The 26284-nt window shown below is 62.5% G+C and carries 34 protein-coding genes and 1 tRNA gene; 14 read left to right on the top strand and 21 right to left on the bottom strand.

Translation table 11 applies throughout. From position 1 onward, the window contains the following. Nucleotides 1–2: 2 nt before the first annotated feature. Nucleotides 3–986 carry an alpha/beta hydrolase gene (locus F600_RS28550; RefSeq protein ID WP_018161513.1) on the bottom strand — a complete coding sequence of 328 codons (984 nt, stop codon included), beginning with the start codon at nucleotides 984–986 and terminating at the stop codon, nucleotides 3–5. Nucleotides 987–1224: 238 nt separating this feature from the next. On the opposite strand from F600_RS28550, the gene mbp1 reads away from it, so the two are divergent. Then, nucleotides 1225–1464 (top strand): microaggregate-binding protein 1, encoded by a 240-nt coding sequence (gene mbp1 / locus F600_RS0115365; RefSeq protein WP_018161512.1) that lies wholly within the window; start codon nucleotides 1225–1227, stop codon nucleotides 1462–1464. Between the two features lie 59 nt (nucleotides 1465–1523). On the opposite strand, the gene F600_RS0115360 is transcribed toward mbp1, so the two are convergent. The 3 genes from F600_RS0115360 to F600_RS0115350 all read right to left on the bottom strand — a co-directional run bounded on the left by F600_RS0115360 (nucleotide 1524) and on the right by F600_RS0115350 (nucleotide 2541). Beyond that, complete coding sequence (locus tag F600_RS0115360) at nucleotides 1524–1670, bottom strand: CDGSH iron-sulfur domain-containing protein (RefSeq protein WP_245541555.1); 147 nt, start codon at nucleotides 1668–1670, stop codon at nucleotides 1524–1526. Nucleotides 1671–1732: 62 nt separating this feature from the next. Beyond that, complete coding sequence (locus F600_RS0115355) at nucleotides 1733–2161, bottom strand: low affinity iron permease family protein (protein ID WP_018161510.1); 429 nt, start codon at nucleotides 2159–2161, stop codon at nucleotides 1733–1735. A gap of 170 nt (nucleotides 2162–2331) precedes the next feature. Next, nucleotides 2332–2541 (bottom strand): hypothetical protein, encoded by a 210-nt coding sequence (locus F600_RS0115350; RefSeq protein WP_018161509.1) that lies wholly within the window; start codon nucleotides 2539–2541, stop codon nucleotides 2332–2334. 82 nt (nucleotides 2542–2623) lie between these two features. On the opposite strand from F600_RS0115350, the gene F600_RS0115345 reads away from it, so the two are divergent. Together F600_RS0115345 and F600_RS0115340 are read left to right on the top strand one after the other, a co-directional pair. Next, complete coding sequence (locus F600_RS0115345; RefSeq protein WP_018161508.1) at nucleotides 2624–3736, top strand: carboxylate-amine ligase; 1113 nt, start codon at nucleotides 2624–2626, stop codon at nucleotides 3734–3736. Then, a complete protein-coding gene (locus F600_RS0115340; protein ID WP_018161507.1) occupies nucleotides 3733–4692 on the top strand; it encodes an iron-containing redox enzyme family protein in 960 nt (319 codons plus the stop codon). The genes F600_RS0115345 and F600_RS0115340 overlap by 4 nt, the downstream gene beginning before the upstream one ends. A 27-nt stretch (nucleotides 4693–4719) precedes the next feature. On the opposite strand, the gene F600_RS0115335 is transcribed toward F600_RS0115340, so the two are convergent. Then, a complete protein-coding gene (locus F600_RS0115335; RefSeq protein WP_018161506.1) occupies nucleotides 4720–5535 on the bottom strand; it encodes a SigB/SigF/SigG family RNA polymerase sigma factor in 816 nt (271 codons plus the stop codon). Between the two features lie 285 nt (nucleotides 5536–5820). Here F600_RS0115335 and F600_RS0115330 point away from each other — a divergent pair, with 285 nt between their 5' ends. Next, nucleotides 5821–6420, top strand: a complete 600-nt coding sequence (locus F600_RS0115330; RefSeq protein ID WP_018161505.1) for a TetR/AcrR family transcriptional regulator — start codon at nucleotides 5821–5823, stop codon at nucleotides 6418–6420. Nucleotides 6421–6426: 6 nt separating this feature from the next. Here F600_RS0115330 and F600_RS0115325 read toward each other — a convergent pair whose 3' ends face one another. Further along, the gene (locus tag F600_RS0115325) at nucleotides 6427–7776 is read right to left on the bottom strand and encodes a WS/DGAT/MGAT family O-acyltransferase (protein WP_018161504.1); all 1350 of its coding nucleotides are present in this window, start codon (nucleotides 7774–7776) and stop codon (nucleotides 6427–6429) included. 194 nt (nucleotides 7777–7970) lie between these two features. Between F600_RS0115325 and F600_RS0115320 the strand changes: the two genes are divergently transcribed. The 6 genes from F600_RS0115320 (at nucleotide 7971) to F600_RS0115290 (ending at nucleotide 12702) form a co-directional block, all read left to right on the top strand. After that, nucleotides 7971–8717, top strand: coding sequence for a dienelactone hydrolase family protein (locus F600_RS0115320; RefSeq protein WP_018161503.1), 747 nt, complete (start codon nucleotides 7971–7973; stop codon nucleotides 8715–8717). Nucleotides 8718–9036: 319 nt separating this feature from the next. Next, a complete protein-coding gene (locus F600_RS0115315) occupies nucleotides 9037–10203 on the top strand; it encodes an AI-2E family transporter (RefSeq protein WP_026306570.1) in 1167 nt (388 codons plus the stop codon). A gap of 380 nt (nucleotides 10204–10583) precedes the next feature. Then, nucleotides 10584–11042: a hypothetical protein gene (locus F600_RS0115305; protein ID WP_018161501.1), complete on the top strand. Its 459-nt coding sequence runs from the start codon at nucleotides 10584–10586 to the stop codon at nucleotides 11040–11042. A 96-nt stretch (nucleotides 11043–11138) separates the two neighbouring features. After that, nucleotides 11139–11963: a DUF1206 domain-containing protein gene (locus tag F600_RS0115300; protein ID WP_018161500.1), complete on the top strand. Its 825-nt coding sequence runs from the start codon at nucleotides 11139–11141 to the stop codon at nucleotides 11961–11963. Between the two features lie 261 nt (nucleotides 11964–12224). Beyond that, nucleotides 12225–12446, top strand: coding sequence for a hypothetical protein (locus F600_RS0115295; protein WP_018161499.1), 222 nt, complete (start codon nucleotides 12225–12227; stop codon nucleotides 12444–12446). Then, complete coding sequence (locus F600_RS0115290; RefSeq protein WP_018161498.1) at nucleotides 12439–12702, top strand: hypothetical protein; 264 nt, start codon at nucleotides 12439–12441, stop codon at nucleotides 12700–12702. Before F600_RS0115295 ends, F600_RS0115290 begins: the two co-directional genes overlap by 8 nt. 4 nt (nucleotides 12703–12706) lie before the next feature. Here the strand turns inward: F600_RS0115290 and F600_RS32710 are convergent, their stop codons facing one another. Both F600_RS32710 and F600_RS0115275 read right to left on the bottom strand, forming a co-directional pair. Continuing rightward, nucleotides 12707–13573, bottom strand: a complete 867-nt coding sequence (locus tag F600_RS32710; RefSeq protein WP_370670691.1) for a restriction endonuclease — start codon at nucleotides 13571–13573, stop codon at nucleotides 12707–12709. Nucleotides 13574–13939: 366 nt separating this feature from the next. After that, nucleotides 13940–15427: a terminase large subunit domain-containing protein gene (locus F600_RS0115275; RefSeq protein ID WP_018161496.1), complete on the bottom strand. Its 1488-nt coding sequence runs from the start codon at nucleotides 15425–15427 to the stop codon at nucleotides 13940–13942. Nucleotides 15428–15441: 14 nt separating this feature from the next. On the opposite strand from F600_RS0115275, the gene F600_RS0115270 reads away from it, so the two are divergent. After that, the gene (locus F600_RS0115270) at nucleotides 15442–15687 is read left to right on the top strand and encodes a hypothetical protein (protein WP_018161495.1); all 246 of its coding nucleotides are present in this window, start codon (nucleotides 15442–15444) and stop codon (nucleotides 15685–15687) included. A gap of 113 nt (nucleotides 15688–15800) precedes the next feature. Here the strand turns inward: F600_RS0115270 and F600_RS32705 are convergent, their stop codons facing one another. From F600_RS32705 to F600_RS0115230, 9 genes are read right to left on the bottom strand one after another with little or no spacing between them, the layout of a single operon-like run. Next, the gene (locus F600_RS32705) at nucleotides 15801–16109 is read right to left on the bottom strand and encodes an HNH endonuclease (protein WP_162141426.1); all 309 of its coding nucleotides are present in this window, start codon (nucleotides 16107–16109) and stop codon (nucleotides 15801–15803) included. 4 nt (nucleotides 16110–16113) lie between these two features. Next, nucleotides 16114–16851 carry a hypothetical protein gene (locus tag F600_RS31900; RefSeq protein WP_018161494.1) on the bottom strand — a complete coding sequence of 246 codons (738 nt, stop codon included), beginning with the start codon at nucleotides 16849–16851 and terminating at the stop codon, nucleotides 16114–16116. Then, nucleotides 16848–17141, bottom strand: a complete 294-nt coding sequence (locus F600_RS0115260; protein ID WP_018161493.1) for a hypothetical protein — start codon at nucleotides 17139–17141, stop codon at nucleotides 16848–16850. Before F600_RS0115260 ends, F600_RS31900 begins: the two co-directional genes overlap by 4 nt. Beyond that, entirely contained in the window at nucleotides 17138–17437 is a 300-nt protein-coding gene (locus tag F600_RS0115255) for a hypothetical protein (protein WP_018161492.1), read from the bottom strand. The genes F600_RS0115260 and F600_RS0115255 overlap by 4 nt, the downstream gene beginning before the upstream one ends. Continuing rightward, nucleotides 17434–17604: a hypothetical protein gene (locus tag F600_RS31680; RefSeq protein ID WP_018161491.1), complete on the bottom strand. Its 171-nt coding sequence runs from the start codon at nucleotides 17602–17604 to the stop codon at nucleotides 17434–17436. The genes F600_RS0115255 and F600_RS31680 overlap by 4 nt, the downstream gene beginning before the upstream one ends. Further along, nucleotides 17601–18860, bottom strand: coding sequence for an AAA family ATPase (locus F600_RS0115245; protein WP_018161490.1), 1260 nt, complete (start codon nucleotides 18858–18860; stop codon nucleotides 17601–17603). The genes F600_RS31680 and F600_RS0115245 overlap by 4 nt, the downstream gene beginning before the upstream one ends. Beyond that, nucleotides 18857–19168 carry a hypothetical protein gene (locus tag F600_RS0115240; protein ID WP_156024606.1) on the bottom strand — a complete coding sequence of 104 codons (312 nt, stop codon included), beginning with the start codon at nucleotides 19166–19168 and terminating at the stop codon, nucleotides 18857–18859. Before F600_RS0115240 ends, F600_RS0115245 begins: the two co-directional genes overlap by 4 nt. Then, the gene (locus tag F600_RS0115235; protein ID WP_018161488.1) at nucleotides 19158–19610 is read right to left on the bottom strand and encodes a hypothetical protein; all 453 of its coding nucleotides are present in this window, start codon (nucleotides 19608–19610) and stop codon (nucleotides 19158–19160) included. The genes F600_RS0115240 and F600_RS0115235 overlap by 11 nt, the downstream gene beginning before the upstream one ends. Next, nucleotides 19610–19861 (bottom strand): hypothetical protein, encoded by a 252-nt coding sequence (locus F600_RS0115230; RefSeq protein WP_018161487.1) that lies wholly within the window; start codon nucleotides 19859–19861, stop codon nucleotides 19610–19612. The genes F600_RS0115235 and F600_RS0115230 overlap by 1 nt, the downstream gene beginning before the upstream one ends. Before the next feature lie 17 nt (nucleotides 19862–19878). On the opposite strand from F600_RS0115230, the gene F600_RS31245 reads away from it, so the two are divergent. After that, nucleotides 19879–20484: a helix-turn-helix domain-containing protein gene (locus F600_RS31245; protein ID WP_306303894.1), complete on the top strand. Its 606-nt coding sequence runs from the start codon at nucleotides 19879–19881 to the stop codon at nucleotides 20482–20484. After that, complete coding sequence (locus tag F600_RS0115220) at nucleotides 20471–21646, top strand: tyrosine-type recombinase/integrase (protein ID WP_040631418.1); 1176 nt, start codon at nucleotides 20471–20473, stop codon at nucleotides 21644–21646. Before F600_RS31245 ends, F600_RS0115220 begins: the two co-directional genes overlap by 14 nt. On the opposite strand, the gene F600_RS0115215 is transcribed toward F600_RS0115220, so the two are convergent. From F600_RS0115215 to F600_RS0115200, 4 genes are all read right to left on the bottom strand, one after another. Beyond that, a tRNA-Val gene (locus F600_RS0115215) sits at nucleotides 21647–21721 on the bottom strand. Between the two features lie 63 nt (nucleotides 21722–21784). Next, a complete protein-coding gene (locus tag F600_RS0115210) occupies nucleotides 21785–22249 on the bottom strand; it encodes a peroxiredoxin (protein ID WP_018161484.1) in 465 nt (154 codons plus the stop codon). A gap of 23 nt (nucleotides 22250–22272) precedes the next feature. Beyond that, nucleotides 22273–22701 (bottom strand): DUF3052 domain-containing protein, encoded by a 429-nt coding sequence (locus F600_RS0115205; protein ID WP_018161483.1) that lies wholly within the window; start codon nucleotides 22699–22701, stop codon nucleotides 22273–22275. A gap of 86 nt (nucleotides 22702–22787) precedes the next feature. Next, a complete protein-coding gene (locus F600_RS0115200) occupies nucleotides 22788–23300 on the bottom strand; it encodes a hypothetical protein (protein ID WP_156024605.1) in 513 nt (170 codons plus the stop codon). 104 nt (nucleotides 23301–23404) lie between these two features. On the opposite strand from F600_RS0115200, the gene aceE reads away from it, so the two are divergent. Then, nucleotides 23405–26188 carry a pyruvate dehydrogenase (acetyl-transferring), homodimeric type gene (aceE, locus tag F600_RS0115195; protein WP_018161481.1) on the top strand — a complete coding sequence of 928 codons (2784 nt, stop codon included), beginning with the start codon at nucleotides 23405–23407 and terminating at the stop codon, nucleotides 26186–26188. The last annotated feature ends 96 nt before the right edge of the window (nucleotides 26189–26284 follow it).

The raw sequence follows: 26284 nt of genomic DNA, 5'->3' as shown, positions 1-26284 counted from the left end.
CGCTAGGCCGCGATCGCGAATTTCGTCGGCGTCACCTTACGCACGAACTCGCCGATCGCGGCGACGGCCTCGAGCGCGGGCCGTGTCGCGAACGCCGCGGCCGGGAACGCGTGAATCTGGCCCTTCCACACGTGCAGGTCGACTGACCGGCCGGCAGCGACAAGTCGTTGCGTCATGAATTCGGCATCCTGCAACAGGAGCTCTTCGGCGCCGGCGTGAATCTGCACCGGCGGCATCGCGGACAGATCGGAGTCGACGGGCGACTGCAGCGACGTCCACGTCCCGTCTTCGGCAAACCGGGCCTGGACCACATGCAGATGCTCAATGAATGCCTCAACTGCTTGCAGTGTGAAGAGTGCGCAGCGGTCGGCGTTGCGGTGCCGTGCCTTGCGAGCCACATCGAGATCGGTCAGCGGCGACATCGCGACGATGCCGGCCGGAGCCGGTAAGCCACTCTTACGCAGCGCGAGCGCCGTCATGAAGGCCAGGTATCCCCCGGCGGAGTCGCCCGCCAGGACGATGCTGTTGAAGCCGCGCGCGTAGAGCCACTGATAAGCAGCAACCGCATCCTCGACGGCGTCGGTGAGCGGGTGCAAGGGCAGCATCCGGTATTCGAGGTTGAGCACCACCGAACCCGCGGTCTGGGAGATCCGCGCCGCGATCGGCCGGTGCGAATTGAGCCCACACGCGACAAACGCTCCGCCGTGCAGATACAGAACGGCCCGTGTCGCAGACCACCGTGGATTGGACGCGGCGGCTTCGGTGAGGCCACGGCTCGCACTGATCAGCTCAGCGCGGCACTGCGGGACGTGCACTGTCGCGATCGTCGTGCCCCGTGGCAACGGGAAGATTCGCGCGGTGTCATCGATCAATCGAAGCGGCCACGCGAAACCCCGCGTTCGGGTCCACACATTGATCGCCGGCCGGAATATCCAGCGCGCGGCGGCGGTCGCGATTCGGCCGCTTTCGGCGTGATGGAATGTCACGTGATTGCGGATCTCCGATGGAAATTCAGCGAGCTCCGCGGGCCTTGCGTCGGTAATCCGACGGCCTCTCGAATCCTTGTCGGTTGCGTAACTTTCCATATCTAGCGAATACCCTGCTAGTGACCCCTAAAACGACCACTAAACGACCGAGATCCACGATGGACGTGTTTAGCCACTGACCTCTCGGGTACGCCTTCTTATGCAGGGAACAACTGCAAAACACGGAAGGATTTCTCACGTGACTGAACACAAGAGTGGCCCACGCGAAGGTGTCGAAGGCGTCGTCGAAGGCGTCAAGGGCAAGGCGAAGGAAGCCGCTGGCCGCGTATTCGGCAATGACCGACTCGAGGACGAGGGCCGTGCTCAGGCGGACAAGGCAGAGCACCAGCGCAGTGCCGCCAAGGAAGAAGCTGAGGCTGAGCGCGAACGCGCGGCGGCCAAGGCTGACGAGGCAGTGCAACGCGCTAACGAGCGCTGACTTCGAAATCACGAGCCTGTGTGGCGCCCCAACGGCGGGGCGCCACACCCCTGTTCGGGCTACTTTCGCTGCTTCCGGCGATGCGAGGTGTCGCACAACGGATAGTTCGCGCTTCGGCGGCACATGCAGACAGCGACCACGAATCGGTCCGAACACACGTGAGTACCGTCCGGGAGCACGATGTCCACCGGTCCATCGATCAGCATCGGTCCATCGGGCATGATGCGAACGCGCCGGCTTCCTTCACTCACTCGTCTTATCGGCACGGTCACGAGCTTTCTCGTCGTTCTACGCCAATCGAATCCGCGAGTTCCTCGCGCGCTTTGCGCATTGTCTGATCATCCGGACCAAGATTGTCGCCAAGGTGCTGCATGATATCCAGCAATGCGGTGGCTACCGCATTCAACTTCTGCTGAACCGCATCGTTTGCCCGCGATTCGCTATTCTGAAACAGGGCCACGAGAAGGAATGTGATGATCGTCGTCGCGGTATTGATGACGAGCTGCCAGGTGTCGATGTTTCGAATAATCGCAATTGACGGAAACCACACCACAACCAATGTCACGCACATGGCGAAGAACCACGCTCTCGACGCGAACTTCGACGCCGCCGACGCCATTCGATCGAAGAACGAGATATTCGACGTGACCTGCAACGGCATGGTTGCCGACTTCTTGTCGTCCATCAGCGTCGACATCTCCCTCCGTTGGGGACCAACGAAGGGAGACGTACCCAGCGGCGTCCGCATCAAACGGCTCCTCGCTGACGGTGATGCGCCGGCGAGTACTCGACGCGTGTCACAACGCTGCCGGTGGTTTGGTGGACACCGGCAAGGGTCGCAACACCGTTCCAGTTCTCAGTGACACGTCACGGCGACGGCTGCGGCAATTCCGGCTTCTTGCACTCGCCGACGTGCGGGTTCAAGCCCATGTAGTTCAGCGGGCCCGAGATAACCGTGAGCACGACAGTGCCGATACCTTCGCACGTGTCGTTCGATGAAGTGAAATACCCTCGCTGGCCGGCGGCAATTGCACCGATGATCAGCCAGATGAGAATAATTCCCGATCCAATTCGCATTCCTTCGATATACCCATTTTGAGGGCTGTTTGAACAGAGGCACCCCGGGTAGCCGCAGGGCATGAGGGCGCGACTATCGAGCATGACCGGATCGACCCTCGGCGTCGAAGAAGAGTTCCTTCTCGTCGACGCCGAGGGAATACCGACTCCGCAGAGTCCAGCGCTCCTGGGGAAGTTGCCGTCGAACTTCAAGCCCGAGTTGCGAGCAAGCCAGATCGAGGCCGTCACACCGCCCCGCAAGACGCTTGCCGAACTGCGCCAGGATCTCGTCGAATCGCGTGAGCACCTTGCGGTTACGGCACACGAGATGGGCGTGCGGGTGCTTCCGGTCGGCTCGCCGATCCGGGCAGACGAACCAGCGTCGGACTTCACCACGACCGATGCACGTCACCGCGGAATTCATGATCTGTATGCCGGTTCGCTCCGTGACTACAACGTGTGCGCGTGTCAGATACACGTGTGCGTCGAGGACGACGATCTGGCCATCGCGATCCTGAACCAGGTTCGCGAATGGTTGCCTATTCTCCTGAGCCTGGGCGTCAACTCCCCATTCGCGAATTCGGTCGACACCGGATTCAGTAGCTGGCGAGTAATTCAACAGTCCCGATTTCCCTGTTCGGGACTTCCGCCGTATTCCACGTCCGCCGACCAATACGAGGACCGCATGTCAGTGTTGACGTCGGTAGGCGCCCTTTTCGACGATCGCACCTCGTTCTGGCTCGCGCGACGCTCCCCGCGCTACCCGACGATCGAATTTCGCGTCGCGGACTCCGCGGCAACGGTCGATGACGCGATTCTGCAAGCCGCGCTGTGCCGTGCTCTGGTGAACACGGCCATCGCTGACCTAGAACGCGGGCTCGAACCGCGCAATTTCGACGAGCAATGCGGATCGGCGGCAGTATGGACAGCCGCGCGGTACGGATTGACCGGCCCGTCGATCGATCCAGTCACCGGAGAAAGCTTCAGCGCCACATCGCGGGCTGCAGAACTGTTCGACTACGTCGCTGAGGCACTAGCCGACACCGGGGACTACGACCTCACGGCGCAACTGCTCGACGACATCGAGAGACATGGAACCGGTGCAGCCAGGCAGCGAAAGCTCGCGCAGGGCGGCCTCGACGCTCTCATCGACGGGATAGCCCTGACGACCGGGTCCGGAAGCATGTCTCGCCAGACGGGAGAGAACTCCGTATGACCGCTATTTTGCCGAGTCCACGCGGGCCGCTCTCGGAGCAACTGATCGACGTTCTGCAGAACGACCGGTCGAACCCGAAGCTGCCGCGACCCATCATCGATGACCCACTCGACGAAGACGTCCAGCTGGCGCTGTACACCTGCTACGAGCTTCATTACCGCGGCTTTGCAGACGTCACTGCGGACTGGGAATGGAACCCGGATCTGCTCAGGTGGCGCGCGTACCTGGAAGTCGAATTCCGGCGCTTCCTACGATCGGTGACTTCGGGGGGCGATGACGTCGAGCGCACGATCGACCAGCTGACCCTGGTCCCCGCCGAGGAAGTCGGGATGTCGTTTCACATGCAGCGACAGGGCACGTGGGACCAGATGCTGGACCTGTTCAAAGCCAGGTCGATGTATCACCTGAAGGAGGCAGACCCGCACGCGTGGTCGATTCCCCGCCTGACCGGCCAGGCGAAGGCGGCATTCGTCGCGGTCGAGTTCGACGAATACGGCGGCGGCCGCGGCGAGCGCATGCACTCGGTTCTCTTCGGCGACCTGATGGAGGCCGCTGGATTGAGTCGCGACTACCTGTACTACCTCGATGACGTTCCCGGCCAGGCGTTGTCGAACGTGAATTTCATGTCGATGTGCGGACTGCATCGCGGTTTGCGCGGCGCGATGGTCGGGCTGTTCACGGCCGGCGAAATCGTCAATGCACCATCCTCCCGCCGCATGGTCGAGGCCCTGACACGCCTCGGCGCCCCATCGGAATGCATCCGCTTCTACGCCGAACACGTCGAAGCCGACGCGATGCATGAACAGGTCATGCGAAACGATGTACTGCGCGACCTCATCGAACGAGAGCCCGAACTGCGGCGCGACGTCGTGTTCGGTGTCGAGTCCGCGGGCTACCTCGAGTCTCGCCTGGCGACTCACTTGATTGAAAGGTGGGAGTCGACCGCGGCGGCCTGAGAGTCGGCCGCCGTGCCGCGTCGGAAGCTAGTCCTCGACCGACGCGCGCTCGCGAAGGAACTGCAGTGTGCGAGCGAGCATGCGCGAGATCTGCATCTGCGAGCAGCCCAGCTTGGTGGCGATCTGCGATTGCGTCATCTCATCGAAGAACCGCATCTTCAGCACCGCCCGTTGTTCATCGGACAGGAGCGCCAGCAGCGGCTTAACGCTGAGGAATTGGTCGACGAACTCGAATCCAGTGTCATCGACGGCCAGCCGATCGGCCATCGTCCGCTCGTCGTCCGAGCCGGCATGGGTCGCATCGATCGACTCCGGGGTGTGCGCGAATCCCGCCAGCAGCGCATCGTTGACCGCCTCGCGGCCCAACCCGATCTCCCGGGCGATCTCATCGATCGTCGGTGCCCGGCCGAGCCTGGACGTCAGGTCCTCGACCGCCGGACCGATGCGCAGATGGTTTTCCTTGGCGGCGCGCGGAACCGACACTGACCAGCTTCGATCACGGAAGTAGCGACGAACTTCGCCCATCATCGTCGGGATCGCGAACGACAGGAACGACGAACCCTTGGACGGGTCGAAACGGTTGACAGCGTTCACAAGCCCGATGCGGGCTACCTGCTCGAGGTCTTCGAGCGCTTCTCCCCGGCCCTTGAACCGCAGTGCGATGTGCTTGGCGAGCGGCAGGCAGATGGTGATGATGCGAGACTCGAGTCGGTTGCGAACGGCGTCTCCGTCCACGAGCGAGTTGAGCGTGAGGAGCAGCGGATCGACGTCGCGATAGGTGATGGTCTCCCGGCCGGGCTTCTCAACCCTGCTCGGTGCACGACGCGGACGAACGCTTCGCACAACGGGAGCCGCGGCACTCGGGCATCTCTGATTTGAGAGCACGGCGGTCTCGAGGGGTTGCTGGACTGACTGTTGAGTGGTCGGGGACATTGGTTTTACACCTCCATGGCGACCACAAGTGCAGCGAGGAACTTCCTCAGAAGCCGGACACTTGATGAAACAGACAAGTCTGTCTCGATCGCCTCTAAACGTTCTGTACCCCGCGATGCGGATACGTTAAACCTGATTTCCACCCAAAGATTCAGACAGGTCTGTCTCTGGGTAGGCTGGAAGTAGAGGATTGATATGGCAGACGACGACAGCCCCACCCTCGATCCGAACGGCCGGACAGTATCCGCTCGCGAGCGAATCCTTCAGGTGGCTTACCAACTCTTCACCAGGCGCGGCATTCGCGACGTCGGGATCGATGAGCTCATCGCGCGTGCGAAAGTCGCGAAGGCGAGCTTTTACCGGCACTTCCCGTCCAAGAACGACCTCATCCTGGAAGTGCTGCAGCGCCGCGAACAGTTATGGACTCACGGGCTGGTCGAAAAGCAGTCCCGGGAACGGGGCGCGACACCGGAAGAGCAACTGCTAGCGATTTTCGATGTCTTCGATGACTGGTTCCATCACCACGAGGCATTCGATGGCTGCTCGTTCATCAACGTGCTCCTCGAGATGGGCAGCTCCCACCCCGCGGGCAAAGCCAGCATTAGATACCTCGAGAACATTCGCGCCATCCTGCAGGACCGCGCGCAACAGGCCGGGCTACGCGACGCCGAAAATTTCGCGCGGTCATTCCACGTTCTGATGAAGGGCTCGATCGTTTCCGCGACCGAGGGCGACCTTCTCGCCGCCCAGCGCGCCAAGACGATGGCTCGGTCCTTGATCGATTCGCACCGCTGACGAGAGTCAGAGCCCGACGGACCTCTCCAACTCGTCGAGCGCGGAGTCGATGTCGACGGCGATCTCGTCCGGCTCCGGCACGACGTCACTCGCCGCCGTGAGGCCCACACTGATGCGGTCACACTGGCTCACACATGTGATGTTGAGGGCGAGTCCGGAAACCGGTATCGACAACGGGTGAATCTCTTCGAGCAGCGCTCCATTCCAATACAACGGCTCGCTGGGGCCCGGAATGTTCGAGATCACGACGTTGAACGGCGGGTTGACCAACAGATTCCGGCCGAGCATCACCATCGGTGCCAGACCAGCCACGGCGGCCGCACTGGTGACCAGATTCTGGGTGGCATTGTGACTGGCGATGAAGTTCTTTCCTTCGCGCATCCGCGCACTGACGTGCAACAAGCGCTCGCGGGCATCCGGAATGTTGGTTCCCAGGCTGCAGGTCAGCAAGCCCACCTGATTCCCCGCTGTCGTGTCGTCGGACTGCGGGCGCATCGACACCGGCACCATCGCCACCAGTGACTTGCGCGGCAACTCCCCCATCTCGATGAGGAATTCGCGCAGCCCGCCGGCGCACATGGTCAGGACGACATCGTTGACCGTGCAATCGGCACTCTTGGCGATGAGGCGCAGCCGCTCCAGCGGCCAGGACTTCGCGGCGTAGGCACGCTCTTCGGAAATGTCCTGTGTGAAAACCGTTTTCGGTGCCGAGATGGACAGCGGACCGCCGCGCGAGGCGAGCGACCGCAGAGTCATATCGGCAAGCGCGGGTGCGGTCGACACCCCGTCCTTGACGAGCGACACGAGAGATCGAAGCGGACCCGCACCGCTGTGAGACGGCTGTTCCTCGGGCGCCGCGTCCACCCACGGAGCAGGCATCTCGCGTATGTCCGGATCGTCGGAGAGTCGGCTCCGCAACAGCGAAAGCGCTGCCACACCATCGGCGACGCTGTGGTGGATCTTGGCGTACAACGCGAACCGGTCCAGTGGAAGACCCTCGATCACGTGGATCTCCCACAGCGGCCGCGAACGGTCGAGACGTTCCGAATGAAGCTGTGCGCACAGGGCCAAGAGGTCACCTTCGGACGCACCCGGCGGCAATTGGTGTCGCTTGACGTGTTGATCGAAGTCGATGTCGGCGTCGTGGCGCCAGGTCCACGCAGTCCCGGCGAAGTGCGGCTCCGCGACATTGCGCAGGAAGTCGGAGACTCGCCGGTCTTCGAGCGCTTGGTTGATGAGGTCTGACGAGGTTGAGTCCTCCGGCGCACCGAAAATGAGAAGGCCACCGACATGCATCGGCTGTTTGTCGGTCTCGGTCAGCAAGAACAGCGAGTCGGTCGGCGACATGAAAGCCATGGCATCGTCCTTGTCTTCGGGTGAAAAGTGAGTCCCGGGCGGACGACGACGACGGCGATTTCCCAGAAGGCGGACCTACCGTCTGGTCGTACCCCGCGTTCTCGCCGACAAACCCGCACGAGAAATATTTCGAGAACGTCATGTCGGCTGTTTGTGCCCGGATTCGTGGGCAAACGAGAGTTAGCCTCGGAATCGTGGCTGAACTGATCGAGATTCCGGCCGGCGACGGCACTACGGAGGCGTACCTCTCCCGACCTGAGGGAGATCCGAGGGGTGGCGTTCTGTTCTTCATGGATGCCATCGGGTTGCGCCCCCGCATCGCCGAGATGGTCGACCGAATCGCTTCCTGGGGCTACGTCGTACTGGCACCCAATGTCTTCTACCGCTGGGCGACGTCCGCGGACCTCGCACCCGACGTCGACCTCCGCGTTCCGGAGAATCGTGCGGTCTATTTCGCGAAGGTGCCGATCATGCAGTTCATCGGGAAGCTCACGCCCGAGCTCTCTGCGCGAGATGACGAAGCGTACGTTGCCGAACTCGACCGTCACCTCGGTCCGGAAGCGAAGCTCGGCTCAACCGGTTACTGCATGGGTGCGCGGCTGGCTACTCGAGTGGCGTCAGAATTTCCGGACCGGTTCGTCGCGGTCGGCGGATTCCACGCTGGCGGCCTCGTGACCGACGCTCCGAACAGCCCGCATCTCGTCGTCACCGGCAGCGTCGAATACCTCTACCTCCACGCCGACCACGACGCGGGAATGAGCCCAGACCGGGTTGCCGAATTGGCCCGAGCCCTGGACGCCGTTGGCGCGACGTACACCAACGAAATCTGCCCCGGTGCGATGCACGGCTACACGATGTCGGACACGGCAGCGTGGAACGACGACGCGACGGAGAGGCACTTCCGGGAGCTGAAGGCGTTGCTGGGGAGAAGGATCGACTGACCCTATCCAAACCTGGCGGCGCGAAGCGGATCGTCGCTGGTTAATCGGGCCCTGTCGGGGGTAATCAACCACAGGTCCGCGGCCCGTACAACCGCGATTTTGGAGGGAATCCTCCACTCCTCCTGTACCGCGGCGGTAAGTCGACGGCCACGAGCGACGGTCCGAGATGGAGTGACAGATGATTGGTGCCGCCGTCTTCATCGTCGGGTTGAGCCTGCTCCGGGCAACGGGCCAAGCTGCCGGCGGGGCTCGGCGAATCGCCGATCACCTACCGCGACCGACTCCGCGCCGCACACCACGCGATGAGCACCCCTCCCTGGTGGAAACGGCGGAGGAAGGCCACGGCGGCCTGGTTGGGCAACCACACACCCCCGAGGAAGGCGAGCTGATCATCGCCGCGGAAGCAGACGCGACCCGGATCAGAACCTCGGAGCATCCACTTGGTGAACCCGGACGCCGTTTCGATCGTCGTTCACCGTTCATGATCGGAATGTTCGCCACCGCGGGCGTCGCGGTGACCTACGGCGCGATCGAATTGATGATCGCCGCCAGCGACATGCTTATTCTGATCGCGATCTCCCTTTTCCTGGCTGTCGGTCTCGAACCTGTGGTGTCGCGACTGGTTCGCCCGCAGTTTCCGCGGTGGGCAGCTGTGACCGCCGTATTCGTCGTGGTCGCCGGCCTGTTCGCGGGGTTTCTCGCGGCCGCAATTCCGCCGCTCGTGACTCAAGGGGTCGCGCTTTTTCGTCAGGCCCCCGGGTATGTCGACCGGCTTGCTGAACGCTACCCAGTGATCGGCTCGATCGAATCCCGATTCCACGTGCAGGAATGGCTCCAACAAAGCCTCGGCGCCGACGCTTCGAGCGTGGTGCAAAATGTGTTGGGCGCCGGTGAGATCATCTTCAGCGTTGTTGGTGCGACAGTGATCGTTGTGGTCCTGACCGGCTTCTTCATGGCCAACTTCCCACAGATTCGCACCTCGACCTACCGACTGTTTCCACGATCGCGCAGGCCCCGCGCAATCCTGCTCGGCGACGTCATCTTCGCCAAGGTCGGCAGCTACATCTTGGGGAACGTGCTGATCTCGGTCGTCACCGCGGTGCTGACGTTCGTGTGGCTGCTTGTTTTCGATGTTCCATACCCTTTGCTCCTGGCCGTCCTTGTCGCCGTCCTCGACCTGATCCCGATCGTGGGCTCAACCATGGCCGGGATCATCGTGGCGCTCGTGACGCTGACGGTTTCGCTCCCGGTCACCGTCGCGACCATCGTCTTCTTCGTCGCCCTCAGACTGATCGAGGATTACTTGCTCGTCCCGAAGATCATCGGGAGAGCCGTGGAGGTACCGCCATTGGTCACCGTGGTTGCTGTTCTTCTCGGCGGCGCGTTGCTCGGCATCGTAGGTGCCCTGCTTGCCATCCCGATCGCGGCCGCCGTCCTACTGCTCGTGCGCGAAACCGTGCTGCCGCAGCTCGATAGTCAGAAGTAGCGGTCACCCGCAGAGCTGACGACAGTGGCACTCGATCCTGTTTACAGAGCCCATGAACGGGTAGATCGGACGCGACGGCAACTCGGTCTGCGACGCAAGTCGCCCCCGAATTGTTCCACTCCGTCTCCTTCAAGCACCGAATCCAGGCCAGATCATCATGATCGTTCTCGGAATCATTCCTATCGTTGCCGGACTGCTTCTTGGAATGTCCCTGCGCCCGCGGTCCGCGGAAGCGTGATGGGTCTCAACCCCAACAGTCACGAATTGCCGCGCTCTGCATCCCAACCCACCACAACCCATCGGCGCACTCGCGCGAATCCTGTTGGGAACGAAATCAACCCCGACAGTCGATGCTGCAATCACAATCGTCAGGAACGAAAATGGATACCAGCTCTATCGTCTGGATCGTTGTAGCGGCAGTCGCTGCACTCCTCCTCGTCGCACTACTCGTAGTGCTATCGCAGCGGAAGCTCAAGGAGCACCACCGCGAAGAAGCCACCACCATCCGCGATCATGCCGCTGAACAGGCACATGAGGTCGGGCAACGCGAAGCGCGCGCCGACGAGGCAGCCGCCAACGCACGTGTGGCGCAGGCGCAAGCCGAGGCGAAGGCGGCAGTAGCGGCGCGCTTGCAGCACAGTGCAGCCACTCGCCGGACTGAGGCCGTCTCCGCACGCGCCGAGGTCAACAAAGAGTTCGAACGCGCAGACAAGATCGACCCCGACTCCCAGGCACGCCAGACCCGCGACAATTCCCGCACGGACTCCCAGGTCCGCGAGAACACCCGCAAAGACTCCCAGGCCGACGAGCCTGACTCGGGAATCCGCAAGGCGGGATAGGGGTCTCGGCCGGGTCCGACCGACGGATCGTGGCCGCAGTCTGACGGGGTTGCTGCGAGCCCCTCCGGTTCGTCGACTCCGGCAGGAGCTACCGCAATGTCATTCAACAAATCTCCATCGATCGCGACCGACATGGCGGCCCTGGCGCAGAACGGCGTCTTGGAGTGGTGCGCACGCGGCGGGTTCGTCGTGAGTGGCTTGGTTCATCTGATCATCGGCTACATCGCCGTCCGGATTGCTTCCGGCGGTAGGAACGGGGCAGCCGATCAATCCGGTGCGCTTGCCGAGCTGGCGAGCAAGCCCGGTGGGACTCTCGCGCTATGGGTGGCCGTGGGCGCGTTTGCGGCAATGGCATTGTGGCGGCTCGCCGAAACGTGCCTCGGGCGCTCGACCGAACCCAAGTCCCAAGGCCGGTTAATGGAAGTGTTCGACCGAGCCACGGCGTTTTCGCTGGCCATGGTCTACTTCGCCCTCGCATTCTCGACCTACGGGTTCGCCCGGGGTGCCGGAGAGTCGAGCAGTGCGCAAAACGCGAGTGTCAGCGCGCGCCTGATGGAGTCCAATGTCGGCAGAGTGGCGCTGATCGCAGTGGGGTTGATCATCCTCGCGGTCGGTGGCTACCACGTCTACGAAGGTGTGAGTAAGAGCTTTCTCGAGGAGCTGAAGGGGGTCTCGAGCGCCCTCGTGCGGCGACTGGGAATGATCGGGTATGTCGCGAAGGGCTTGGTGATCGCGGGGGCCGGAGTCCTGGTCGTAGTCGCGACGATCTACTCCGAGCCGGAGAAGGCGACTGGTCTCGATGGCGCCCTCAAGACTCTCGGGGCGCAGCCCTTCGGTGCAGTTCTGCTGATCGTCGCTGGTCTCGGAATCATGACCTACGGCGTCTTCAGCTTCGCCATGGCCCGGTACACCAAGATGTAACAGCAACGGCCTTACGGTGCAGAACGAGATGCCGTAAGAAATCACGGAGTGGGCGCGGAGGGTTTCGAACTCTGATCCGACCGCCGGTCGCCGGTTTGAAATCCTCCCTACCAGTACCTTTGACATCACTGGGGATATGTGCCGATCACTCGTTTTCGGAGTCGATTGTGCTCAGAATGTGCTCACACAAGGCTGTTCCCATCTGCGGGAATGCGGCGAGTCCTCCAACATCGCGGAGCGGTTCTATCCGATATTCGAGCAATGACCGACCATACGTTCCGTACGAACAGCGATGCCGTCGACGGCGACCTTACGATCCGAATCGACGACCAGCGGCAAACCGTCGTCCTCGAGCATCGCCACGAACACGGCGTCGCAATCATCGACCTGGACGGCGACGTTGCGATCGCAGTTGCCGATGCGCTCCGCGCCGCCGGCGAACAAGCGGACGCCGCGGTCGACGCGTATTTCGCGAATGCCTAACGAGATCGGCGACGCGTACCTCGGGGGTCGCAACGCGACTCGAGGCGCCGTGAATCCGTTCGTTCCAGCACTGGACGAACGGACACAGTTCCTCGCGCGAATGTGGTGGGCCGGGTACGGATCTACGCACTACCCGCCGGACAAACTGCCGGACCGGACCGCCGATGTCGACATCGCGTTCGGCGACACAACAGACGACGACGGCGTCGGTCGCTACCTGCTCGAACGACGGCGGCGGGGTCTACCCAGTCCGTAAGGCTCTATCTATCGCGGGAACGCTTACCGCGACGTTTCTTGCTCGTTGACGGTGGCCAGCGCACGAGGTCTGCCCAGCCGTCTGCGCCCTCAGCTGGCTCCGCCTTGCCTGATGCAATCTGCCCACGAATTAACTTGATGCTGACGCTTTTGGGACCTGCGGCTGGCTTTGCGATTGTCACGACCTCGGGCTGAGGAGTCGGGACGCTGATCCTTCGCACGCGCGGATTCACCGGGGTGGCCGGCGGATGCTTCGGTCGATCGTTGTCCCACAGTTCGTCCCACGTCGCCTGCACGCGAGCTTCCCGCTCCGAGAGTCCCCGTTCTATCAGATAGCGCGCTCGAGCCTCGCGTAAGGAGTCCAAGTGAGTCTCGTCCTCGGCGTACCCGCGTGACTGCGATCGGGACGCATTTGCCCAGACGCGGTCGAACTCCGAGATCGGTCGCGTGACCTGCGCGGGTTCCGGCTCGGAGAGATGCACCGCGTTCGCGCGCTGTTCAGCCGCCCTCTGCATGAGAGTGTTTGCGCGAGAGGTGATTGGAGTCAGGTCCCCCAGGATGTCATACGCAAACAGCGCCATTCCAACAGCTTCCGCCCACTCGATAGCAGTCTTGGCATATCCAGCTGAGAAGAAAAGCTTCTCCTTGTGCGGCTCAACGGCGCATGCTCCGAGAAAAAATTGGAGTTTCGGGCGTCCAGTGTCAACCGCTTCCCGCTTCACCTGAGCCAACGCCCCGCCCGCACGAACATCGATCCCGCTATCGGCGCCAGAACCTGTGGCTTGCGCGTCGCTAAAGCCGAGTTCACGCATGCGGACGACCGCATTCGATTCGGCTTCCTGCCACGACCTGATGAATTGCGGTGTGGTCAACTTCGACGGCCTCTCCAAATGATTCGTGCAATTCCGGCAGACCGTTAGAAAACGTACCGGGCACGGCTTCCCTCCGCGCCCGGTTCAGGCAGACACTACGAGGACGGTCTGACAAGCCCCGCTGCCCGACGACACGATCGGGGCTTGAGCATCCGGCAAGTCGTGCGAGGAATTCGGCGACGGTCGCGTACATAGTCGGTTTGCTATGACTGCGGATCGCGGTTCTATGAGGCGCGCAAGCTGACGCCGAAACTCACACACCGAACGACCCGCGGCAACCGTCATAACGTCCAGATTGCACCGGACGGCAGACATTCAGTGCTGCCGCCCCGACTCCGTCGGGTTGCCTACGAAACCGCAAAGCCGTCACCATGACGCCGCTACCCGTGCCCCTGGGCGCATCGTGCGACCGCCTCCCCCGCGTTGCTTCGCCAAATGGAACGCACGCCGGTCGAACGCGATGATCGATGCGATCGCAGCGTCAATCTTCCGGGCCGAACCACGTTTGTCCTTGTAGATCAGATCCCCCATTGGCGTCGACTTCGCGACCGCGTTCCCGAAATGATCCGCGAGACGCTGATCCCCGTCATGCGTGACGGTGCCGTCGACGAGTGCTTGATACATGCGGTCCGTTGCGGGTGCCATTCGCGCTGCGGCACCGGTGTTCCACTCGATCACCTTGCGACGCCAGCGTCGCGACCAGGACTCGAGTTCCGAACGCCATCCCCACGGGTCTGCTGCGAGCTCTGCAACGTCGTAGGTCGTGAATGCTGCCGTGACAGCGTCGTCGACCTCCTCGCGAGGCACACGCCAACGCGGATCGTCCTCCGCGCGTTCCCACAGTCCGACGACGAACAAGTGACCGTCCGTTGTGCATCCGATCAATGCCGTCGAGTCGCCCGACGCGGAACCGTCAAACGCCAACCACACTTTCTCGCCGGGATGCACGATCCGTCCGGCATCCTGCCGGGACTCCCACAACCCCCACGGAAGCCACCTGTCGACCTGCCCGACCCATTGACCGAGGCGCAGCTGCCGGAACACGGGTTCCCGCAACGTCCGGCGTGCCGCCTCGAGGCCATCTTCCGCGAGGAACGGATCGCGGCAGGACAGAGCCGGGTTAGCGACCCGCCACGCGTCACGATCGGTCGTCTGACAATCGTCCGGCGCGGAGTACTCGGTAAGGACGAAGGCGCGGTCGTCACGGTTGCCGCGACCGTAGGCGACGAGCCGCCACATGACCGACTCTGTCGAGTTGGCCGGCGTACTGATCGCAAGCGTCAACGACTGCGGACGCTTACCCGTCATCGACGTAACTGCTTCCCACACGGACTCGGTCACGACATGCAATTCGTCGATGATCAGCAACGACGGGTCGTGACCATGCAACGCGCCCGGTTCCGCCGGTAGCGGCAACAGGATCGAATCGTTCTCGGGAACCGTGATCCGATCGGCATAGATATGCGCGCGGTCCGCGAGCTCCGGATTCAACTCGATCATTCGCTTCGCCATACGTAGCGTGATGTTCGCCTGACGCTGATCCGACGCCACGACCAAGACTTCCGCCGACGGATCTCCGACGAACAACTCCGCGACCGCCAACATCGCAGCTAGAGCGGTCTTTCCGTTCGCTCGAGGAATGCTTACCAGCGAGGTCCTAACGCCAGAGGCGAACGACCGCCGAATTATGTCCCGCTGGAAATCGCGCAACCGGACCGGTTTACCCGCGCCAAATCCCTTCGGCACGACGAGGTATTCGCGAATGAACTTCTCGCGACGCTTCGCGCGGTCCCGCGGCCACCCCGTGAAGTCGAGCGCAATCGCGTCGATTTGTCCCTTTGGTCCAGCCTTCATGCCAAACTCCCGGCATGGGATTCTCCGTACACCTTGACGCACACAAGAAGAAGGTTCTGTACTTCGACGACAGCGTCGAATATGACATCACCGATGGGGGTGTACTCCGGATCTCGGTACCGGGACGCGATGACGTTGATGTGTTCGCGCCTCATGCGTGGCACCACATCTTCGATCGCCCGATTCACCTCGAGGACGAAGACGAGGACGACGACTCGGACACCGATGATGACGACGAAGGAATCGGTTCCCTCAAGTAGTTCATACGCCCGACCGGAGTGAGTCCCAAACTTTGCTAGGCGCGGGGCAAACAGGACGGACGGGGTGGCGGGTGTTCCCCCCTGGGGCCTGTGTGGCTGAGTGTTACTGCTGGTCATTTGGCGCCTTTGCTCGAGTTGTGTCGTCGGCATAGGACTTGCACATTTGTTGGGTCGTTGGCTGCTGCTCCGAGGATTGCGCGCGGGATGATGTGGTCGGCGGTGAGATCTTCTGTTGTTCCGCACACTGTGCAGTAGGGCTGTTCGCGTATGGCGCGCTGTGCGATCTCTCGCCATTGGCGTGTGTCGAATCCTGTGTGTGCGCGTCGCTGCTTCTTGTGCACGTCGGCGTGGTGTGCGCAGTCGGGGCAGCGTGTGTGCTCCGATGGCTCACCGCAACCGATGCAGGCTTTGAGCAACGTCATCGCGTTATCGGATTCGGGGGGCGGTGCCGCGGTTGCGTGCCTGTTGTTCTGCTCGCTTGCGTTCCTCGAGCTGGTCGAGTTCCTGCAATCGCGCTGCATAGCCTTCCTTGTTGCCGCACCACGACAATTCGGCTCCTGCCCTGTGTGCGTCCCATGGGTTTCCGCCGCATCCGAGTTCGTGAACATCGATCGCTGGGTGGTGCAGGAGTCGGGCGTCGAGGGCGCCGCGGGTGACGCTGAGTGCAGTCCAGAGGTTGCCGAGATATTGGAGTCGGTCGACGGCGAGCGTTGCTGCGTGCCATTCGCTGCCGACGCCGGATGCCAGGACTTCTGTTGCGACCGCTTTGGTCGTGAAGCCGGGTGCCTTGTCGACGATGGTTCGGATTGCGGCGTATGACACTTCGGCGGCGGCGCTCATTTGCCCGATGATGTCGTCTTTGCATGCGGCGATCGCGTCGTGCTCGAGGTGTAGTAGACGCTGCTCGAACGCGGCCCGTACTTCTGGGTTCCTGAGGGTGAGTGCGTCGAGTGCGACGCGAATGTTCTTCGAGGGCTTTCCGGTTGTGGCTTCCTCGAGCATGCAGGCGGCGATTTCGTCGGCGGGATTGTTGGACTTGGTTCGCTTGTCGAGTTCGACGCGCAACAGTCCGAGGTTCTTGCGCGCCTCGGTGATGCTGTCGGGGATGGTGACGCCGGCGCGGCTTGCGTCGTTGATGACGGTCGAGAATCTGAGGTTGCTCACTCTTGCTCCTGGTCGTCGTATTGGCTCGGGCCGGTGAACATGCGGTCGACGGCGCGTGCGAACTGTTCGGAACGATTCGAGGGCGCTGTGTGTGTTGGCCCGATCGTGCCGAGGGTTTCGAGGCCGCCGGCGGATCGCCCGAACTGGCTTTCAGCCCATCGCGCGAATGCGCGTCCTGCGTTGCGATCGGGGTCTCTTGCGTCGGCGACGACTTCGGCGAACTGGTCGTCGCTCAAGTCGGCTAGGGCTTTCACAAGATCCTGTCGCCGGATTCGGTTCGGTCGGTTCATGCGGTTTTGTCTCCTATGGCATCGGCGGGTGTGAGCCATTGCCCGGTGCTTGTTTGGCGTCCGTAGCGGCGTGCGAGCCGGTATGCGGTGCTGTCTGAGCAGCCGAGGCGGTGCTGTATTTCGCCGGTCGTGATCCAAGTTTGTTCGTCACGAGTTTTTGCCTGACCGATGTCCGTCATGTGGGTGTCTCGGAGTAGGCAGTAGTACTGCGCGTCTGGCTCGAGGCCGCGTCGGTTCAGGTCGGCGATGCGGCTTGCGACGAGGCGTTGTATTAGCGGCAGGTGGTCGAGAATCACTGCGACTCCTGGTCGAACAGGTCCGGTTGTTCCGCGTCGAGGTCGGGGTGGTGGACGCATCGGATCGCTCCGGTGCCGTCTTGCGAGACGAGACTGCGGCACGGTCCTTGTCCGTGGTGTCGGGGTGCTCCGCAGACGACGAACGTTGCGAGTGTGCGGGTTTTCACGCGGCGTCCTCGGGGTTGTTGGGTATCTGGAACAGTCCTCGAGCCTTCGTCGGAGCCGCCATTGATTCCGCGTGCGATCGCATAGATTCCATTGATTCCGCGTCTAGATCTATGGGTTTTGGACCGGAATCTTTGGAATCTATGGAGGGATCGACGGAATCTATGGACCAGTGCCATGAGGCGCCGGGTCCGAATCCGATCCGTTTGGTGTGGACACCGATCGACTTGCGAACCTTCTTTACGGCGTTGTCGGTGAAGCCTGCGGCGCGCGTCACCTTGAGCACGTCGCCGGCGGGCGCGGTTCCTCCCTCGCGCGTCATGTAGTCGTAGATGACTTCTTTGATTTCTGATTTCTCGGAGTCATCGTCGATGGGATCGGCGCGTTGCTTTGAGGCTTCGTGGGAGTCGGCGATGTGTTGGCTGATCGATTTGTCGGAGTCTCCGATGACCTCGAGGACGGGCACGGTGCCGTCGTCGTCCTCGGTCGGTTCGAACCGTTGGATTGCTCTGATGCGGAACTTCGTCGCGGGCAGTTTTCCGGTGGTGTTGGACTTCTCGGGTCCAACGATCAGGACGCCTTCCTCGTGGTCGTCCGCTTGTGCGAACAGCGTCATTCGCGCTTTCTGGCGCAGCGTTCCTGTTGCGCCGTACTTGTCGCGTGCGTTCGCGGTGGCTTCCCTGTTGGTGTGGCAGAGCAGTAGGACGGCGGCGCCGGTCTTGGTGGCTGCTTCCTTCCATGGGTGAAGTGCTTGCCTTGCCTGTTGCGGGTCCCGCACTGCGACTCGGGTGGACACGGTGTCGAGCCATGCGTCGATGACGACGAGGTCCGGTTGCGGGTCTGCGTCGAGGACGAGTTCCATCGATGCGGAGCCACGCGCGAATGTCGGCGCGCCTGATCCGTCGGGTTCCTCGCAAATGACGCGGATGCGTGTGAGGTCGGCGTCGGCTTGCTCGAGCCGCGGACGAACGACGGTCGACCAGTCGTCCTCGGTGACGACCAGGATTACTTCGCCGGGGTTGCGTTCGGGGATTCCGATTTCTGGGAGAGCGTGACCGCGGGTGACGGCGGCAACGAAGACGACCCACAACAACGATTTGCCGATGCCTTCGTCGCCGATGAGGAGCGTGATCGCGGCGCGCGGGATGCGTCCCTTCGCGAGCCAGTCGGCACGGGCGGCTTCCTCGAGGTCGGTCGCGTTCCAGAGTCGCGGGCCGTGGTCGAGCTCGTCGTCCTGGGCGTGATCGTCGTCGTTCACGCGGCCTCCTTGCCGAGGATCATGTCGGCGGCTTCTCGGAGCCATCCGTGTCGAAAGTCGTCGTCCGCGATCACCTGCGAGAGTTTTGCGCGGAGTAGGTCAATGCAGAGTCTGTCGGTCGCCCGGTTTCGGGTGACCGATGTCCGTCTCTGCGATCCCCAGATGTGGGTATAGAGCGGATCGCCGCCAGCGGTGCGCTGTGAGGCTTCCCGCCGGCGCATAAGCTGTGCCTGTCGTTCGGAGTAGGTCCGAGTGCGGGTCGTCCCCGCCGCGTGAGAGGCGGCGGGGACGTTCTGGTCACTGGCCATCGGGCTTCGGGTCGGCGCAGTCGTCGCATAGACCCGCGGTGTAGGTGATGCAGCGCTTTACGACCGACACGACGGTCATCGATGCGCCGCGACAGTAGGTGCCGCATCCGTCGCATGTCTTGTTCTCGATCCGCTTCGCCGCGAGTGTGTATTCGCAGCGTCGGCAGACGATGACGCCGCGACGCCACGCGACCGCGAACAGAGGTTGGGGTGACTCCGGTGTCGGGTTGTGCGTGCATGTCTGCCATTCGCCATCGACAAATCCACGGACGGCGTCCTCGAGGTCCTTGCGCATCCATGCCGGTGTCTGGTTTGGCGTGACGATGTCGGCACCCGTCAATTCGCCGACACCGAACAGCAACTCGAGAGATTCGCTTTCGGCGGCATCGAGTTGGTCGCGAAACGCGCGCCGGCGGAGTTCGTGGTGTGACCGACCGGACATTAGGCGGACTCTTTCGCGAGCTTGTCGTAGTGGTTGCGGACGTCGTCCCATCGGTAGAGGACTTTTCTGCCGTCCTTGATGAACGGAATTCCGCGTTGGAGGTAGCGGTCCTGGGCGAGGCGTTGGACCGTGGTCCGGCCATAGCGCGCGACTTCCGACGGGATCGCGTAGGGACTCCCGCCATCGTCGATGGTGTGTGCCTTTTGAGGGTGCCTGTGGCTGTTTTGAGGTGTCGGTTCGATCACGGCCATCAACGTAGCGGAGGTCTATGAGATCCCGCAATATCTCCACTAATATCCGCAGAATGACCACAGACCACGAGAGGCCGAAGCGGAGACGAGTTGAACTCGGGCCGACCGGCAACACGGTTCGCGAGAATCTGGCCCGTTTTCGTAAGCTGCGGAGTTTATCGCTGCGCGAGTTGTCCTCGCGGATGACAGACATCGGACGCGTCCTGTCGCCGAACGCGTTGAGCGATATCGAGATGGGTGGTCGGCGCGTCGATGTCGACGACTTGATGGCGTTGTCGATCGCGTTGAACGTTCATCCTGCATCGTTTCTGACGCCAGACTCTGCGACGAAATCCGAGCTGTTCGCGGTGACGGGTGCGCGAAATCCAGTACGCGCCGACCACGTTTACGAGTGGTTGCACGCTGGGAGTTCCCCTGTCGCGGGTGACATCGTCGAGTACCTCGAGGGAACGTGGCGTCCGCGTTGGTTCCGCGAGTCGAAGCATGCTCGCCTACTCCGCGAGTACCACGACCTACAGGACAAGCTGTACGACGAGAAAGATCCGGCGGTTCGCGCTGATCTCGAGGCACAGTTGCAGCGGTTGCATGATGGCCCGGATTGGTGGACTGATGGCGACGATTGAGGCTTACGACACCGCTGGCGGGAGGCGATACGCGGTTCGGTATCGGAAGCCTGATCGTAAGCAGACGATGAAGCGTGGCTTCCGCACGAAAGCCGAGGCTAAGTCTTTCGCGGCCACTGTCGAGGTCGACAAGATGCAGGGCAGTTATGTTGCGCCGTCGCTAGGTCGAATCACGGTCGGCGAACTGGCTCCCGATTGGCTGCGTCGCAAGGAGGCCGATCTGAAACCGTCGGCCTACCGTCCGCTCGAGACGGCGTGGCGGGTTCATGTCGAGCCACGGTGGGGATCGTCGCGACTGACGGATATCGACCTTGACGCTGTCGAGCAGTGGATCGCGGACATGGGCCGCACTGTCACTGATCGCGACGGGAAGGTCGAGAAACGCGGCAGCGGCGCGACGGTCGTGATCCGCGCCTATCAAGTCCTGGCGTCGATCCTTGATTCAGCAGTCAAGTCCCGCCGGATTCCGAAGAATCCGGCGCGTGGTGTCGAGAACCTGCCCCGCAAGCGTCGCAAGGAACGCGTGTATCTGACGCACGTCCAAGCGCAAGCGGTCGCCGAGGCATCCGGCGACTACGCGACGCTAATCTATGTCTTGGCCTACACAGGAATCCGTTGGGGCGAGGCGATCGGGCTGCGGGTCAAACATCTAGACCTGTTACGGAAGCGGCTCACGGTCACGGAGAACGCCGTACAGGTTCACTCGAGGATGTATGTCGGCACTCCGAAGAGCCACGAGTCGCGGTCGGTACCTATCCCCCAGTTCCTCGTCGTCGAGCTCGCGAAACGCTGCGAGGGCAAGCGGCGCGACGATCTCGTTTTCCCCGGCGAAGACGGCCATATGACGCGACCGCATACGGGTTCCGGTTGGTTCGATAAGGCCGTGTCCGAGGCGGAGATTCCTCGGATCACGATTCACGACCTGCGACACACGGCGGCAAGCCTCGCGGTGTCGGCTGGCGTGAACGTGAAAGCACTGCAACGGATGCTCGGGCACGCGTCCGCTGCGATGACTCTGGACACCTACGCGGACCTGTTCGACGACGATCTAGACGCAGTCGGGATCGCGTTGGATAAGTCGAGATCGGAGACGGTTGTGTTCAAAATGTGCTCACAACCGGATCAGAGCACGACGAAAACCGTCGTTGATCTGCATAAATAATGGTGGGCGCGGAGGGTTTCGAACCCCCGACCGTCGGTGTGTAAGACCGAAGCTCTACCACTGAGCTACACGCCCCGATTCGAATCCTGATATCTAGGTGGCGGTCAGCGCCACCTAGATATCAGAATCGCAAATGCCCTAAGACGATAGCGCGGCGAGCGCGTTCTCCCAAGCTGACTGGTCACGGGGCTGTCCCGGCTGGTTCATCTCGGCCCAGCGGATGACTCCGGCCTTGTCGATGACGAAGGTGCCGCGGTTAGGAGTGCCGTTGTCTGTGTTCAGCACGCCGTACTCGTCCGCGACGGCGCCGTGCGGCCAGAAGTCCGACAGGATCGGGAACAGGTAGCCGTTCTGCGCCGACCAGATCTTGTGCGTCACGGCTGGTCCGACGGAGATCCCGATGGTCTCGACCTGGTCGTTCTGGAACTTCGGCAGTTCGTCGCGGACTGCCGCGAATTCGCTCGTGCAGATGCCGGTGAAGGCGAGCGGGAAGAACACGAGCAGAACGTTCTTGACCCCGCGGTACGACGACAACGTCACGGGCTGGTTGTTCTGATCCTTGAGTGTGAAGTCCGGTGCTTCGGTCCCGACGGCAAGCGGCATACCTACGAGCTAACCAAACGCGTCTAACGCTTCGGCACCCGGGACTTCGGTTGGACGAGTCGGCTGCCGATCCACGACCCCAGATTGACGGCCGAGGTCTGCGTGAGACCGGCGGTCGGAGCGGATTCTGCGATCTCGCTCGGGGCGACATGTCCGTCGTGTCCGGTTTTGGGGGTGAGAACCCAGATGATGCCGTCGTCGGCAAGCGGACCGATGGCGTCCATCAGCGCGTCGACAAGGTCGCCGTCGCCATCACGCCACCAGAGAACGACGACGTCGATGACTTCGTCGGAGTCCTCGTCGAGCATCTCCTCGCCGATGGCATCCTCGACGTCCGCACGGAGCTCGTCGTCGACATCCTCGTCCCACCCGAGCTCCTGCACCACCATCCCGTTGGAGATACCGAGCTTCTGCGCATAGTTCGTCTGGTCCGACGCCGACGCCACGGTCATTCCTCCGCTCCCTGGTGTGCATTGGTGCTGGACAAAAGCGAACCTTGTTACGCGCGTGTGCGCAAGAGAATGGCGAGAATTCCCCGTTAATAGGGCGCACAAGCCTCTTGAGCGGCATCCGCAGCCTTGTTCAGGGCGTCGCCCTTGGGATTCAACGCATCCGCCTCGTCCTTGCGCTTCAGACTATCCCCTACCTCGCCGGCCGCTTTACGCCAGGCCTCGAGAACGGTTTTGATCTCCGGTTTGACCTCCGGAACAAGATCGCGCCCGACGGTGCCGGTCCACTTGTCGATCGTCTCGAGGGCGGTCGTGAGCTTGGGCCCGGCCGTCGGCCCGTCATAGCCATGCTCGGTGTTGTAGGCGTCCACGAAGTCGTTCAGGGCTCGAATCACCTGAATTCGACCGTCCCGGAAGTCCTGGCACGCCTTGACCGTCACGTCGTGGATGTGCTGCTGGCGAACCTCGGCTTGGTGGGCCGCAAGATCACTCGGATTGGCCTTCCCGGTGCCATCGATCGAGGCGGAACAGCCCGATACCAGGGCGGGGGAAAGAGCGGCGAACATAATGAACAGGACAGCTCTACCAGTTCTTTTCGCCACCAAAATCCCCTAGGTTAGGAATTGCGCCGTCCCACCAGACGGACCCCAATATCGTCCCACGACGCACCCATCGCGGGACAAGGATGCATCACCCTACAAGGAGAATGACCTTGGCAGCTCCGGCCAATCAAGACTCGGAAACCACCCGCGGCGGTCGCGTTCACGTCATCCGCGACGGCGTTGCTTCGTACTTGCCCGATATCGATCCAGAGGAAACCGAGGAGTGGCTGGACTCCTTTGACCAGTTGCTGGATCGGTCGGGTTCGGTCCGCGCGCGGTACCTGATCCTGCGAATGCTCGAACGCGCACGCGAGAAGCGAGTCGCGATCCCCGCGCTGACGTCGACCGACTACGTCAACACGATCCCCACCGAAAACGAACCCTGGTTCCCCGGTGATGAAGAGATCGAGCGCCGCTATCGCGCCTACATTCGCTGGAACGCCGCGATCATGGTGCACCGCGCCCAACGCCCGGGTGTCGGCGTCGGCGGCCACATCTCGACCTACGCCTCGTCCGCAGCACTCTACGAAGTCGGCTTCAACCACTTCTTCCGCGGCAAAAACCACCCCGGCGGCGGCGACCACGTCTTCATCCAGGGCCACGCCTCCCCCGGCATCTATGCCCGCGCCTTCCTCGAAGGCCGGCTGAGCACCAACCAACTCGACGGGTTCCGTCAGGAACACTCCCACGCCGGCCTCGGCGGTGGCCTGCCGTCGTATCCGCACCCGCGGCTGATGCCCGACTTCTGGGAGTTCCCGACCGTCTCCATGGGCCTCGGACCCATGAACGCCATCTACCAGGCGCGGTTCAACCACTACCTGAACGACCGCGGCATCAAGGACACCACCGACCAACACGTGTGGGCATTCCTGGGCGACGGCGAAATGGACGAACCCGAATCGCGTGGCCTCATCCAGGTCGCGGCGAACGAGGGCCTGGACAACCTGACGTTCGTCATCAACTGCAACCTGCAGCGTCTCGACGGACCCGTACGCGGCAACGGCAAGATCATTCAGGAACTGGAGTCGTTCTTCCGCGGCGCGGGCTGGAACGTCATCAAGGTCGTGTGGGGTCGCGAATGGGACGCCCTGCTCCACGCGGACAAAGACGCCGCCCTGGTCAACCTCATGAACACCACCCCGGACGGCGACTACCAGACCTACAAGGCCAACGACGGCGCGTTCGTCCGCGAGCACTTCTTCGGCCGCGACCCGCGCACGAAGGAACTCGTCAAGAACCTTTCCGACACCGACATCTGGAACCTCAAGCGCGGCGGCCACGACTACCGCAAGGTCTATGCCGCCTACCACGCCGCCATGGCCCACAAGGGCCAGCCGACCGTCATCCTCGCCAAGACGATCAAGGGCTACACGCTCGGGCAGCACTTCGAGGGCCGCAACGCGACTCACCAGATGAAGAAGCTGACGCTCGACGACCTCAAGGACTTCCGCGACGTCACGCGGGTGCCGATCAGCGACGCTCAGCTCGAAGAGAACCCGAAACTCCCGCCGTACTACCACCCCGGCTCGGACGCCCCTGAGATCCAGTACATGCTCGAACGCCGGCAGAACCTGGGCGGCTTCCTGCCCAGCCGCCGAAACCACTGCAAGGTGTTGAAGCTGCCCGGCGACGACGTCTACAAGCCACTGCTGAAGGGTTCGGGCAAGCAGGTCATCGCGACCACGATGGCGTTCGTCCGCACCATGAAGGAACTGCTGCGCGACCCGGAGATCGGCAAGCGCATCGTGCCGATCATCCCCGACGAAGCCCGCACGTTCGGCATGGACTCGTGGTTCCCGTCGCTGAAGATCTACAACCGACTCGGCCAGCTCTACACGTCCGTCGACGCCGAACTCTTCCTCGCGTACAAAGAGTCTGAAGCGGGGCAGATTCTGCACGAAGGCATCAACGAAGCCGGCTCGACGAGCTCGTTCACCGCGGTCGGAACGTCGTACTCCACCCACGACGAACCGATGATCCCGCTGTACATCTTCTACTCGATGTTCGGCTTCCAGCGGACCGGCGACAGCTTCTGGGCGGCCGCCGACCAGATGGCCCGCGGATTCGTGCTCGGCGCCACGGCCGGTCGCACGACGCTCACCGGTGAAGGTCTTCAGCACGCCGACGGGCAGTCCCAGATGCTTGCGGCGTTGAACCCCGCCTGCCTCGCGTACGACCCGGCCTGGGCCTTCGAGATCGCGCACATCGTCAGAGACGGACTTCGCCGCATGTACGGGGAGGACTCGGAGAACGTCTTCTACTACATCACCCTGTACAACGAGCCGTACCAACAGCCGGCCGAGCCCGAAGACCTCGACGTCGAAGGTCTCGTGAAGGGCATCTATCGATTCCAGGCCGCACCCGAGGGCGACGGGCCGACGGCGCAGATCCTCGTCTCCGGAGTCACCGTCCCGGACGGGCTCCGAGCCCAGCAACTCCTCGCCGAAGACTGGGGCGTTCGCGCCGACGTCTGGTCAGTGACCTCGTGGAGCGAACTGGCCCGCGACGGCATGGCGTGCGACAAGCAGGCATTGCACCACCCCGGCGACACCCCACCGATCCCCTACATCGAGAAGGTGTTCCAGAACGTCAACGGTCCGTTCATCGCCGCGTCGGACTGGGTACGGGCCGTCCCGAACCAGATCCGCGAGTGGATTCCGGGCGAATACATCGCTCTCGGAACGGACGGTTTCGGTTTCTCCGACACCCGTTCCGCCGCACGTCGCGTGTTCAATGTCGACGCCCAGTCGATCGCCGTGGCCGTGCTCATGGGACTCGTCCGCGAAGGTGAGCTCGAACCATCGGTAGCGGAGGCAGCTGCCCACAAGTACGCCATCGACGACGTGAACGCCGCTCCGATTTCGACGGCCGATCCCGGTTCGGCGTAAGGGGTAGGGCGGCAGCCTGACCAGTCTCGCAAAAAGCGGCTTGTACGAAACTCATGTTTCGTACAAGCCGCTCTGGGCGAGACTGGTCACCCCGGA

This window comes from Smaragdicoccus niigatensis DSM 44881 = NBRC 103563 (assembly GCF_000380645.1).
GTDB lineage: Bacteria > Actinomycetota > Actinomycetes > Mycobacteriales > Mycobacteriaceae > Smaragdicoccus > Smaragdicoccus niigatensis.
This window is presented reverse-complemented; position numbering and strand designations above follow the sequence as displayed.